This window comes from Citrobacter sp. Cm038, from assembly GCF_030333105.1.
In the GTDB taxonomy this organism is placed as follows: Bacteria; Pseudomonadota; Gammaproteobacteria; order Enterobacterales; family Enterobacteriaceae; genus Citrobacter; species Citrobacter murliniae.
In genome coordinates, this window is record NZ_JAOWGO010000022.1 from 367,913 (window position 1) to 380,871 (window position 12,959).

The window sequence follows — 12,959 nt, forward strand, 5'->3', positions numbered from 1 at the left end:
TAAACCGCAGGGGAGGGGATAGGAGAATGTTAAGCAAAATCATTAATTTTCTAAATACATTTAACCTTAAACGAGGCTTTACGGTGCCTGAGTTCTTACCAGGTGATTTCCTGGATACCTGTGTATGTACGGAAAAAATCAACATTCGTACACTTCGTCAGCAACCAGAACAAAAGGCATTGACTCAGCAGGCACTGACCGTATAATTCACGCGTTTCATCCGCATGAAGTCATCACTTCACAATGCGCCCTTAGCTCAGTTGGATAGAGCAACGGCCTTCTAAGCCGTAGGTCGTAGGTTCGAATCCTACAGGGCGTACCATTTCGACAAAATCACCCCTTACTCCTGTTGCATCCACAGCATTAAACCAGCCGGATTGCGATTTACTTTTTCTGGAAATATTTGGATGTATTAAGAATGTAAAACGGGAGCTTGCTGGCTCCCGTTTTTGATTATTACTCCGCCAGAATTACCGCACAACAAGTACGGGACATTTCGCATGGCGAACCACGGCTGACGCCGTTGAGCCCAGCAGATAGGTACTAAAACCTGGCTTATGTGAAGCGATGACGATGAGTTCGGCATCCACTGCTTCCGCCAGTTTGAGAATCTGATCTTTTGGCGGACCATAAACCACATGGGACTGAGTCCTGCCGGTGGGGATATTGAATTGTTTAATTATTTCTTCCAGCTTTTCGGTCGCCTTGGCCTGGAGGCCGCTTCTGTCTGGAAATTCGTTGGAGTAGGCCAGCCCCAGCGATGCGTAGAACGGTACGGTAGGTATAACAGCTAAGAAATGGACTTTGGCGGTCTTGGCATGCGCCTTTACCTGAGGAATAACATGGCGAGTTAAATCGGCTTCAGAGATATCAATCGGCACCAGAATTGAGCGATACATATTCACCACCTCCTGTTTGTTTACCTCTGTATTGAGTGTAGCGAATTTATGTTCTGTATAAGAAGTGACCAGATCAAGGTTTTGTGAATAAATCTCTATGAAAAATAATGCGACGAACTTCTTTCTTTTTTACATCATTTCATTGTATATTTTTTTATATAACGAATGACGTCCAGAGCTTATATTCATCTCAGTGCTGCTTTTCCCGCCTTTTACTCTGACATTTTATTAAATAATAGATTATTAAACTTATAATCCTTGTTAAGTCATTGATTTTTAACTAAACCATATATTTTTATTTTGTTCTTATCAAATATGCGACGGTCTTCAAATTTGCCTGAATGCTGATTCTCATTTCCTTCTGCGCTTGATAAATATCAATAAGTAATAGACTTAGTATAATTATTGTCTACCCATTAAAGAGTAGGTGTCTTGTGGGAATTTAAAATGAGAAAAATAAATAAAACCATCCTCTGGACGATGCTGCTGTGCATTGTTCTTGGTGTGGTTATTGTTTTAGCTGGGCAATGGACATTGCATAAAACTTCGAGCACTGAATTTTGCCTGTCTTGCCATACGATGCAGGCACCATATGAGGAATATACAGGATCGGTTCATTTTCAGAACAAAAGAGGAATTCGGGCAGAATGTGCGGATTGTCATATTCCGGAAGGTGGACTGGATTTCCTCGTCGCTAAGCTGCGAGCAACAAAAGATGTTTATCATCAGTTTGTTACCAAAAAAATCGATACTCCGGAAAAATTCGAAGAACATCGACTGGAGATGGCACAAACCGTCTGGGCACAGCTGAAAGCCAATGATTCTGCTACCTGCCGTAGCTGTCACAGTATGGACGCGATGGATCTTGAAGCGCAAAGCGCTGATGCCCAAAAAATGCATAAAATGGGCATTCAGGAAAAGCAAACCTGTATTGATTGCCACAAGGGCGTTGCCCACTTCCCACCTGAAATCAAAATGGATGACAGCGCTCTCAAAGGACTTGAAGCACAGTCGGCCTCCACTCCTGCTACGGCAAAAGAGCTTTATGTCGTAACTAATACCGCACTCGGTGATTTGGGAACTGTCTATCCCGCTACAAAAATGCAGGTGTTGAAATCGACAGAAAACTCGCGGCTGGTTGAGATCCGTGGAAGCCAGATGCAGGGAACTGAACAGGTGATTTACTACGCAGCAGGTCAGCGTTTAATTCTGGCCAGCCTAAGTGAAAAGGGACAGCAGTCACTTAACATTCTCTCCGACTGGAAAACCGATGATTACGGTAATACATGGCGGGACGTGGCTCTACAGGGAGAGTGGAGTGGTTCTGCTCTCGCCAGTCGTGAGCCAATGTGGGACTACGCTCGCAAACTCGACAATGTGTACTGCGCAGGTTGCCATGCGCCTATTCCTGCGAACCATTTTACGCTCAATGCCTGGCCTTCAGTGGCAAAAGGGATGGGCGCTCGCACCAACATCAGTGAAAACGAACTGGATATCCTGAGCCGTTACTTCCAGTACAACGCAAAAGACATAAATAAATAAGCGATAACACCAGGAGAAATCATGAAACTCACAAGACGTGACTTTATCAAGACGGCTGGCGCGGCAACCGGGACTATGGCGATTTCTTCGGTGATCCCGATGCCAGCCTGGGCTGAAGGCCAAAATGGTGGGGCAATCCTGACAGCTGCACGTTGGGGAGCGGTGTATGTGGAAGTTAAAGACGGCAAAGTTGTTTCTTCAAAAGGCGCATTGCCTAAAACGGTGCCTAACTCATTGCAGCAAACCGCGCCCGACCAGGTACATACCAATATCCGCGTGAAATATCCGATGGTGCGCAAAAGCTATCTGGAAAACCCAGGTAAAGCGGATGGCAAACGAGGGAGCGATCCTTTCGTGCGTGTCAGTTGGGAGCAGGCGCTGAAACTCATTCATGAACAACATAGCCGGATCCGTAGCAGCTATGGCCCGGCTTCAGTGTTTGCTGGTTCTTATGGCTGGCGCTCCAGTGGTGTGCTGCACAAAGCGCAAACCTTACTGCAACGTTACATGAGTATGGCTGGGGGATACGCCGGACATACCGGGGATTATTCAACCGGAGCGGCCCAGGTCATCATGCCTTACGTTGTAGGCTCGGTTGAGGTATATGAACAACAGACTACCTGGCCAATGGTACTCGAGCACAGCCAGGTCGTGGTGTTGTGGGGAATGAACCCGCTCAATACGTTAAAAATTGCCTGGAGCAGTACGGATGAACAAGGACTCGAGTATTTCAATCTGCTGAAAAAATCAGGAAAAAGCGTTATCGCTATCGATCCAATGCGTTCAGAAACAATTGAATTCTTTGGTGATAATGCCACCTGGATTGCACCGCATATGGGGACAGACGTCGCCATGATGTTGGGTATTGCACATACGTTGGTGAAGAAAAATCTCCATGACAAAGCGTTCCTGGAAAAATACACCACCGGATATCCGCAATTTGAGGAATACCTGCTCGGCAAGAGCGACAATATTGAGAAAACTGCTGAGTGGGCATCAGGCGTCTGTGGTGTACCTGCAGAACAACTGGAGAAGCTGGCGGAAATTTTCTCCAGTAACAAAACCATGCTTATGGCAGGTTGGGGGATTCAGCGCCAGCAATATGGTGAGCAAAAACACTGGATGCTGGTGACACTGGCGGCGATGCTGGGGCAAATTGGTACAGAAGGCGGTGGCTTCGGCTTCTCCTATCATTACTCCAATGGCGGGAACCCGACACGTACTGGTGGGGTATTACCGGCTATCTCGGCCAAAGTGGAAGGCGGTTCGTCAGCTGGAAATGACTGGGCGGTTTCCGATGCCGTGACAAATCTTCCCGTGGCGCGAATTGTCGAAGCGCTGGAGAATCCGGGTGGAAAATATCAGCACAATGGTAAAGAGCAGACCTTCCCGGAGATCAAAATGATCTGGTGGGCTGGTGGCGCTAACTTTACCCATCACCAGGATACAAATCGTTTAATTAAAGCCTGGCAGAAGCCAGAACTGGTTGTTATCTCCGAGTGTTACTGGACTGCTGCGGCTAAACATGCCGATATTGTTCTGCCCATCACTACATCGTTTGAGCGCAACGACCTGACCATGACCGGCGATTACAGCAACCAGCATCTGGTGCCGATGAAGCAGGTTATTGAACCGCAGTTTGAAGCACGTAATGACTTTGATGTGTTTGCCGATCTCGCTGAAATGCTTAAGCCTGGCGGAAAAGCGGTCTATACCGAAGGCAAAGATGAAATGGCGTGGTTGAAGCAATTCTATGATGTTGCGCAAAAAGCCGCCCGTGCCCAGCGCGTTGCCATGCCTCAGTTCAATGCGTTCTGGCAGCAGAATAAATTGATCGAAATGCGTGAGAACGAAAAGAACAACAAATATGTGCGTTATGCTGATTTCCGCAATGATCCGGTTATGAATCCACTCGGAACGCCAAGCGGTAAGATTGAAATCTACTCGAAAACTATTGAAGGCTACAAATATAAAGACTGTCCGCCACATGCTTCGTGGATTGAACCGGATGAGTGGAAAGGGTCTGCGGATAAGGATCAGCTACAGCTGCTAACGGCGCATCCGGCACATCGCCTGCACAGCCAGCTGAACTACGCTTCGCTGCGTAAAGAATACGCTATTGCAAATCGTGAGCCGGTGACTATTCATCCGGATGATGCAAAAGCGAGAGGTATCGCCGAGGGAGATCTGGTGCGTGTCTGGAATGATCGTGGACAGGTGCTGGTCGGGGCGCACGTCAGCGACGGGATCAAACCAGGGATCATCTGTATCCACGAAGGTGCCTGGCCTGATATTGAGAATGGTATTTGTAAAAATGGCGGTGCTAACGTACTGACTGCGGACATTCCAACCTCAAGACTGGCGAATGGCTGTGCGGGGAACACAAGCCTGGTATACGCGGAAAAATATACTGGCGAAGCACCAAAACTGACCGTATTTGATGAACCTGAAATCGTAACCATCTAGGTTCGCCTGTGCTGCTAAGTCAAACGGGAACCGCAAGGTTCCCGTTTTAAAGCCCTAATCTTTCTGGCCGCATTCTTGCTGCTGCATCTGTATCTGCAGTCATGAATATCTACTCCAGAACAATCACATCCCCAGTTGCAGGTGCGCTTATTTCAGGTAGCCACAAGCGCCCCCACGATCCGGTACAATGACAGCCAAGGAGTCTTTCTGGTTTCTGTTTATTCAGAAATTGCCGGACTTGCCATAGTTTATACGGCGAAGCACAACGTAGATGAAAGCCGCCAATCAGGGAGTGGATCTTCGTGATTCCGGTTATATTTTGGCAATGGCGTACGATGTTTTCTATCCCACGATGCCCACAGCCGGTAATAATAACTAAGCCGCGATCAGATTTATAAATCAATACACCTTCGTCGGTGATGTAGTCCTGTCGCATGGTGCGCTCACGAATAACACCATAGGCTCGCGGTGTGGGAACGCTTATCTCTCCAGACCACAGAAAGCGTTCGCTGATGGATAGCGGTTCCTGGGTGTACTCCATACTGAGGCGAGAGTAATCATTATCGCGTGATAATTTCTTGATTTTTGAGGTATATCCAAAAAGGGATATTGCAGAATAACGCTCACAGGCTATTTGGGGATGGCAGATGACGCGAGTGTTGTCCGCCAGCCAGGACACGCCGCCGCAGTGATCATAATGACCGTGTGAGAGTACCGTAGCCGTTAATTGAGACAGGTCTACGCCCATCAGCGCGGCATTAAGCTTAAAGCTATCGTCCGGCCCGGTATCAAACAGAATTGTGGTCGTTTCATCCTGGACTAACAGACTGAGCCCTGGTTTTGCCTGCAATGCTGTTTCTGCACCGGCAGCGCGCCTGTTTTCCAGCAACACTGTGATGGTTAAAGCCATGGCTGACTCCAGCGTTAAAGCGCCATACTGTAACGCGCGGAATTTAAGAGCGCTGTGATCTCAGCGCTCTTTGCTATTAATCAGCGTTAATAGTAGCGGTTGTCATCATCGTTATGATGGTGATTATGCCGCCATGCATGTTGGTTTTCTCTCTGCTCACGCTCCTGGCGGTCATGCTCTTTTTCGTGATTTTTGTGGTTAGCTATTGCCGTAGCAACAGCTGCAGCACCGACTCCAGCGGCGGCAGCAGAAAGGTACGGATGTTCAGCACAGCCTGACAGGCTGGCCATGATGACCATTGCGGATATCAGCTTTTTCATTATGGTGTAATCCGTTATTCACGCACAATTTTGCCAGCGTTACCGGCATCAGGATCAATCCAGCTACCACGACCATTCGCTTTAATGGTGTATGTTGAATACCCAACACGGAAGGTCATCGTATCTTTATAAGTATTGATATCACGCACTTCGTTACCATTTACGTAGACGGTGGAGTCTTCGATGTGAATATCTACACTGCGCTGACCATTCTCAAAATTTGCAACGTAATTCCCGGAGAACTTGCCATAAATTCCGGCCTGATCATGATTGCGCGGCTGATCTTCACCATGTCGGTGATGTCGATTCTGATGGTTTTCTGTGTTGTCGATAAATCCATGATCACGATTCCACTCATAGGATTTATTAACATCGCAGCCGTTGAGTTCGCTCATCTGCGTACAGCCCGAGCGTTCATATTTTTTCTGCATTGCAGGAGTAATTGCGCATGCAGTGGTGGCGGTTGTCAGACCCAGGACAAAGACGGCCAGCAGACGTTTTTTCATTCTGTTACTCACTATCATCATTGAATTTATTTATAGGAATACTAACTTTCTTTACGTCATGTTTATGACGGAAGCAGTCTCCCACTAAATATTAATAAAACATACCAGGGGGATTCCTAATTTATATTCATCGGAAGGTTGTTGTTATTGATAAAAGCAACATCATGAGCTGGATGTTTACGTATTTTATACAAGTTGTTTATGTCTCAGGTGTTATTTTACTTTTTAATGAGGAGTTTAATAGAATATTAATATTGACATTAATAATTCGGTGAGGATAAACGAAAATACAGGCCTGTTGATAGACAAGCCTGTGAAGGGGCGGTTTTGTGATTGTAACCTATTGTTATTATGGTTTTTTTTTCAAAAGACTGGTATCAATTATCCCTGTGTCGGGATACGTTCACGGTGTTTTTCTGCCTGCAGTTCATGTGAATATGAATGGCTGTTATTCATCGACTGGTGAACGACCATCGCTTGTTCATGTTCATTCATTTGTGAGAAGGATGGAGCAATAGTCTGCCTGGATTTGCTGTTATACGCCTGCATCTCATGTGCCTGAGCCATTTTTTGATGGGCTGGAGCATCGCTGTTATTCATCATTTGATGAGCCGTTGCCGCTTGCTGATGGGTTCCTGAAGATTCTGCCGCATTAACGCCAGCTGAGATAAAAAATGCAATAGCTAAAAAAGACGATATTTTATTCATCATATTCTCCGGTTTGGTTTGACGGAGAGAATTATAATAAACAGGTACGCTCAACGACGTGACAGGATTATGACGGTTGTGTCAGAGAATAAATCTGCAATGGTGCCTCAGCGCCATTGCAGATGATTAAATCGCATGTTTTGGTAGCGTCAATATAAAGCGGGTGGCGCGTGGGTCAGATGTCACAGAGACCTTGCCCTGATGAGCAGTGACGATTGATTTCACAATAGCCAGTCCAATACCGCTACCTTCGCCCTTACGCTGTCGCGATGGGTCCACCCGATAGAAGCGGTCGAAGAGCCGGGGGAGGTGTTCTGCGGCAATGGGGGGGCCGGGATTCTCGACGATAATCTGTACCTGCCCATCAGCCTCTTTCACCCGCACAGTCACAGACTCGCCTTTTGGGGTGTAACGTATGGCGTTAGAAATAAGGTTACTCATGGCCCGGCGTAACATTAAAGGATCGCCGGATACCCAACACGCGCGGCCTTCAAAACGCAAACTGACTTCACGCTCTTCCGCCCACGCTTCAAAAAAGTCGAATACTTTGCTGACTTCATCCGCCAGACTTAGTGCAGTCTTTTCCGGGATCAATTGATTATTGTCCGCTTGCGCCAGGAACAGCATGTCGCTCACCATCTTCGACATTCGACCAAATTCTTCAAGATTCGAATAGAGCACATCTTCCAGCTCTTTTTGGCTGCGGGGCTGGCTGAGCGCAATTTCCGTCTGCGTGACCAGATTGGTTATTGGGGTGCGGATCTCATGGGCAATATCTGCTGAGAAATTGGACTGACGTTTAAACACATCCTCGATTCGTTCAATCATATGGTTAAACGAAGCTACCAGTTGCTCCAGTTCAATAGGTACAGCCTGTGGATCCAGGCGGACGTCGAGATCCTTAGAGGTAATATTCTGGATTCGGCGGCTGACGTTACGGATTGGTGCGTGGCCTTTATAAACAGCGAACAACACGATAAAAATAATCATCATGCTGATCAACGATGCCGTCATAATCAGTTTGTTTTTCAAGTCATTAATGTAGTGCAGATGAAAATCTATCGATAATGCCATATACAGCGTATAGGCTGCTTTTCCGTCAGGTAGTTGGCCAATTGGCAAACGAATCATTCGCCAGTTGGAGGACATTTTTTGCCCGTGGGCATGTTCCTGTGAATGCAGCATTGGGCCGGATAATAAAAAGACGTTATTACTATGGGCATTTTTATCCGGCTTAGCGCTGGCGATAAACTGGCGGAGATCCGGCGCACCTGGCGAATGGAAAATCGCTTTTTGATTGGCATCTTCAAGTGAAATAATGACGTTTGAATATCCAGCAACCACGTTTTTTAATGTTTCCAGTCGTCGAAATTCCGGCTCGTCGGGATGATTAAGAATGCGTTCCAGCGTGGTGCTTATTTCTTTTAAGTCATTGATATCCTGCTCGGCGAAATGAACTTTCACTGAGTGGATCATTATCCAGGCAAAGGCGAAAAACGAGGCGATAGTGGCCAGACTAATAAAAAAGGTCAGACGCGTTGCCAGCGAAAAAGGGCGTTGCAATCGTTTAATGACCATCCGGTACCTCAAGCATATACCCCACGCCGCGCACGGTCTGAATCAGCTTCGGTTCAAAATCATTATCAATTTTGGCGCGCAGCCGTTTAACGGCGACATCAATCGCATTGGTGTCGCTGTCAAAATTCATATCCCAGACCTGAGAAGCGATAAGTGACCGGGGCAAGACTTCACCCTGATGGCGAAGGAAAAATTCGAGCAGCGTAAACTCTTTGCTGGTGAGGGTAATGCGCGTCCCGCTGCGGGTCACTTTTCTGCTGACCAGATCAACCATTAAGTCCGCGACCTGAAACTGACTTTCAACAATCACCGCAGCCCCTCGTCGCAACAGCGTTCTGACCCGCGCCAGAAGCTCGGCAAAAGCGAACGGTTTAACCAGATAGTCATCGGCACCCAATTCCAGGCCTTTGACCCGGTGTTCAATCGTACCCAGCGCAGTGAGAAGAAGGATTGGCATACCTTTGTTGGCGGTGCGCAGCATACGTACAATATCCCAGCCGTTTACGTCAGGCAGCATGATGTCAAGAATGAGCAAGTCGTAATCGCCGGTCATAGCCAGGTGATATCCGTTCAGACCGTTATCTGCTAAATCCACAACAAAACCTGATTCTGTCAGGCCCTTGGTCAGGTATTCGCCAGTTTTTTTCTCATCTTCGACTATCAAAATCTTCATCACATTCTCCTTCACGCACTGGCTGTGCGGGTTTTCAATTCTAGAGGAGCCGGATCGGATAGCAATGAGTTATTGGGAAAATGACAGTTTTGTCATTTACCTGTCACCGGTTAAACAGAGTCAATTAGGTAAGGTACAAGTCGATAAATTCACACTCATTTTACGGTTATCAGTCCGGTCCGGACGAGAAGAGCTATGTGCAAATTTAAACTTCTTACCCTCAGCGCTATTTTTGTTCTCGCCGGTTGTTCTCTGGCTCCGGACTATCAGCGCCCGGCCTTGCCGGTGCCGCAGCAATTCTCCTTAAGCCAGAACACGCTGGTTTCTGCACCAGCGGGGTATCAGGATACGGGGTGGCGCACCTTCTTTGTGGACGAGCAGGTAAAGGCGTTGATAGGTGAGGCGCTGCTCAATAACCGTGATTTACGCATGGCAACCCTCAAGGTTCAGGAAGCGAGGGCACAATATGGCGTGACGGATGCTGACCGTTATCCGCAGATTAATGCAGGCTCCAGCGGCACGTATAGCGGAAAATTAAAAGGCGATACCAGCACTAACCGGGAATTTGAGGCCGGGCTGAATCTCAGTTTCGATTTGGACTTTTTCGGTCGGCTAAAAAATATGAGTGAAGCCGACCGGCAGAACTTCTTTGCCAGTGAAGAAGCACGTCGGGCGGTGCATATCCTGTTAATCTCCAATGTATCGCAAAGTTATTTCAATCAGCGTCTGGCTTATGCGCAGCTGAAAATTGCGGAAGAAACGCTGCAAAATTATCAGCGTTCTTACGCCTTTGTCGAGAAACAGTTATTAACCGGAAGCACCAATGTTCTGGCGTTGGAACAGGCTCGGGGCGTGATTGAAAGTACGCGCAGCGATATCGCAAAACGTAAAGGTGAACTGGCGCAGGCGAATAATGCATTGCAGCTGTTGCTCGGAACCTACGGAAAATTACCAGACGATCGGTCGCGCAGCCATGGCGATATTAAAGCAGTGACGTTGCCGCCAGCGCTCCCTTCGCAAATACTGCTCCAGCGGCCAGATATTATGGAAGCTGAGCATGCTTTAATGGCGGCAAATGCCAATATTGGCGCTGCGCGAGCGGCATTTTTCCCGTCAATTACGCTAACCAGTTCAGTATCCGCCAGCAGCAGCGACCTCTCCAGCTTATTTAATGCCGCCAGCGGCATGTGGAACTTTGTCCCGAAAATCGATATTCCGATTTTTAACGCCGGACGTAATCAGTCAAATCTCGATCTGGCAGAAATTCGCCAGCAACAGTCGGTAGTAAATTACGAGCAAAAAATTCAGAACGCGTTTAAAGAGGTGGCTGATGCGCTGGCGTTACGTCAAAGCCTCGCCGATCAGATTACCGCCCAGCAACGCTATCTGGAGTCCCTGCAGATCACTTTGCAACGCGCCAGAGCACTTTATCAGAATGGTGCAGTGAGCTATATCGAGGTGCTGGATGCGGAACGTTCTTTATTCGCAACGCAGCAATCGCTGCTCGATCTTAATTACGCCCAACAGGTTAATGAAATTAAACTGTTTGCTGCCTTAGGCGGCGGTTGGGCGGAATAACCCTATATTCGTCATATTTAAGTTGCATTAAACTGTCAGGAGAATGATTTATGAATATTACCGCCAAAGCCGCTCTGTTTAGTTTTTTATCTGTGGTTATGTTTAATGCTCAGGCAAATGAGCATCAGCATGGTTCCATGATGAATATGGAGCCAACGGCTCAACAGGAACAAACAATTAGCGCAACCGGTGTGATTGAATCTATTGATACAGAAAATAAAAAAATCACCATTAAACACGAGCCTATTCCGGCGGTGAACTGGCCCGCAATGACGATGCGTTTTACGCAAGTCTCAGATACACGTGCTGATGATATTAAGCCAGGCGATAAAGTGGCGTTTACTTTTGTGCAGCAGGGAAATCTCTCTGTCTTACGAGATATTCACATCAGTAAATAACGAAGTCCGCAGGTCTCTTCTGCTCTTACCCGGGTTGTTTTGCACACGGGTAAGACACTCGCGCAATGGAAATCACTATGGCGTCTTTAAAAATTAAAAATACCGCGCTTATACTCGCAGGCATGATTGCCGGTGGGATTATTTCTGTCGGTGTTTATACCTATTTTTCATCAGCAAACGTTTCAGCCGATACAGCGTCACCTTCGCCAAAAGAAGCCCGTAAAGTTCTGTTCTGGTATGACCCAATGTATCCGAATACACGCTTTGACAAGCCAGGTAAATCGCCGTTCATGGATATGGATCTGATCCCGAAGTATGCCGATGAAGAGACTGCGAGCGCTTCTGCGCCGGGAGTGCGTATCGATCCGACTCAGACTCAGAATCTGGGATTAAAAACGGAACCTGTGCGCCGTGGGCCATTACTGTATGCGCAAACATTTCCAGCAAACGTCAGTTATAACGAATATCAGTTTGTCATTGTGCAGGCGCGTTCCGCTGGTTTTATCGAAAAGGTCTATCCGCTCACCGTGGGTGACAAAATTAAAAAAGGCGCGCCGCTAATCGACCTGACAATCCCGGATTGGGTTGAGGCGCAGAGTGAATACCTGCTGTTACGTGAGACCGGCGGTACCGCCACACAGGTTGAAGGTATTCTGGAAAGGTTACGTCTGGCCGGTATGCCAGAGGCGGACATTCAGCGTTTAACATCTACCCGCAGAATTCAGACACGCTTCACCCTGAGAGCACCTATTGATGGGGTGATTACCGCATTTGATTTGCGTACCGGCATGAACATTTCAAAAGACAATGTTGTGGCGAAAATTCAGGGTATGGATCCGGTGTGGGTCAGCGCGTCGGTCCCGGAGTCTATCGCCTGGCTGCTTAAAGATGCCTCGCAGTTTTCTATCACCGTGCCAGCCTGGCCTGATAAACCCTTTACCATCAGCAAGTGGAGCATTCTGCCGAGCGTCGATGCTACCACACGAACTCTCCAGCTACGTTTGCAGGTTGATAACCCTGACGAGGCGCTTAAACCGGGGATGAATGCTTATCTGAAGTTGAAAACGCAAAGTGAACCGATGTTGCTTGTCCCATCTAAAGCGCTGATTGATACCGGCACGGAGCAGCGGGTGATCACCGTTGATAACGAAGGACGGTTTGTACCGAAGCAGGTTGCGGTATTCCATGAATCTCAGGGGCTAACGGCTATTCGCTCTGGTCTGGCTGAAGGTGAAAAAGTCGTTTCCAGCGGTCTGTTCCTAATTGACTCTGAGGCGAATATCTCCGGTGCGCTGGATCGTATGCGGGCCCGGCAAAGTGATGCGCCAGATGCCGCAGCAATGCCCGCTCCGGCGACCCATGCACACTGAGGATATGACAA

Annotated in this window: 13 protein-coding genes and 1 tRNA gene; 7 read left to right on the forward strand and 7 right to left on the reverse strand. The window is 47.7% G+C overall.

From position 1 onward, the window contains the following. Window positions 1-26: 26 nt before the first annotated feature. Together OGY01_RS13095 and OGY01_RS13100 are read left to right on the forward strand one after the other, a co-directional pair. A complete protein-coding gene (locus OGY01_RS13095) occupies window positions 27-206 on the forward strand; it encodes a hypothetical protein (RefSeq protein WP_286493200.1) in 180 nt (59 codons plus the stop codon). A 39-nt stretch (window positions 207-245) separates the two neighbouring features. Then, window positions 246-322, forward strand: a tRNA-Arg gene (locus OGY01_RS13100). A 148-nt stretch (window positions 323-470) separates the two neighbouring features. On the opposite strand, the gene uspF is transcribed toward OGY01_RS13100, so the two are convergent. Further along, entirely contained in the window at window positions 471-899 is a 429-nt protein-coding gene (uspF, locus tag OGY01_RS13105) for a universal stress protein UspF (RefSeq protein WP_045440843.1), read from the reverse strand. 447 nt (window positions 900-1,346) lie between these two features. Between uspF and OGY01_RS13110 the strand changes: the two genes are divergently transcribed. Further along, window positions 1,347-2,441: a NapC/NirT family cytochrome c gene (locus tag OGY01_RS13110; RefSeq protein ID WP_286493201.1), complete on the forward strand. Its 1,095-nt coding sequence runs from the start codon at window positions 1,347-1,349 to the stop codon at window positions 2,439-2,441. 21 nt (window positions 2,442-2,462) lie between these two features. Next, the gene (locus tag OGY01_RS13115; protein WP_045440847.1) at window positions 2,463-4,907 is read left to right on the forward strand and encodes a trimethylamine-N-oxide reductase 2; all 2,445 of its coding nucleotides are present in this window, start codon (window positions 2,463-2,465) and stop codon (window positions 4,905-4,907) included. Window positions 4,908-5,016: 109 nt separating this feature from the next. On the opposite strand, the gene OGY01_RS13120 is transcribed toward OGY01_RS13115, so the two are convergent. From OGY01_RS13120 to cusR, 6 genes are all read right to left on the reverse strand, one after another. Continuing rightward, window positions 5,017-5,817, reverse strand: coding sequence for an MBL fold metallo-hydrolase (locus OGY01_RS13120; RefSeq protein WP_286493202.1), 801 nt, complete (start codon window positions 5,815-5,817; stop codon window positions 5,017-5,019). Between the two features lie 86 nt (window positions 5,818-5,903). Continuing rightward, complete coding sequence (locus OGY01_RS13125; protein ID WP_045440851.1) at window positions 5,904-6,137, reverse strand: membrane lipoprotein lipid attachment site-containing protein; 234 nt, start codon at window positions 6,135-6,137, stop codon at window positions 5,904-5,906. A gap of 14 nt (window positions 6,138-6,151) precedes the next feature. Then, window positions 6,152-6,643, reverse strand: coding sequence for a hypothetical protein (locus OGY01_RS13130; protein ID WP_045440861.1), 492 nt, complete (start codon window positions 6,641-6,643; stop codon window positions 6,152-6,154). Between the two features lie 381 nt (window positions 6,644-7,024). Beyond that, window positions 7,025-7,351, reverse strand: a complete 327-nt coding sequence (locus tag OGY01_RS13135; protein WP_353622276.1) for a PcoE/SilE family metal-binding protein — start codon at window positions 7,349-7,351, stop codon at window positions 7,025-7,027. A 126-nt stretch (window positions 7,352-7,477) separates the two neighbouring features. Then, the gene (locus tag OGY01_RS13140; RefSeq protein ID WP_286493204.1) at window positions 7,478-8,929 is read right to left on the reverse strand and encodes a Cu(+)/Ag(+) sensor histidine kinase; all 1,452 of its coding nucleotides are present in this window, start codon (window positions 8,927-8,929) and stop codon (window positions 7,478-7,480) included. Further along, a complete protein-coding gene (cusR, locus tag OGY01_RS13145; protein WP_045440867.1) occupies window positions 8,919-9,602 on the reverse strand; it encodes a copper response regulator transcription factor CusR in 684 nt (227 codons plus the stop codon). The genes OGY01_RS13140 and cusR overlap by 11 nt, the downstream gene beginning before the upstream one ends. Before the next feature lie 195 nt (window positions 9,603-9,797). Between cusR and OGY01_RS13150 the strand changes: the two genes are divergently transcribed. The 3 genes from OGY01_RS13150 to OGY01_RS13160 all read left to right on the forward strand — a co-directional run bounded on the left by OGY01_RS13150 (window position 9,798) and on the right by OGY01_RS13160 (window position 12,948). Beyond that, window positions 9,798-11,180: an efflux transporter outer membrane subunit gene (locus OGY01_RS13150; RefSeq protein WP_200010468.1), complete on the forward strand. Its 1,383-nt coding sequence runs from the start codon at window positions 9,798-9,800 to the stop codon at window positions 11,178-11,180. 50 nt (window positions 11,181-11,230) lie between these two features. Next, window positions 11,231-11,578, forward strand: coding sequence for a cation efflux system protein CusF (gene cusF / locus OGY01_RS13155; RefSeq protein WP_045440871.1), 348 nt, complete (start codon window positions 11,231-11,233; stop codon window positions 11,576-11,578). A 77-nt stretch (window positions 11,579-11,655) separates the two neighbouring features. After that, on the forward strand, window positions 11,656-12,948 hold the full coding sequence (locus tag OGY01_RS13160; protein WP_286493205.1) for an efflux RND transporter periplasmic adaptor subunit: 1,293 nt from the start codon (window positions 11,656-11,658) through the stop codon (window positions 12,946-12,948). Window positions 12,949-12,959 lie beyond the last annotated feature (11 nt).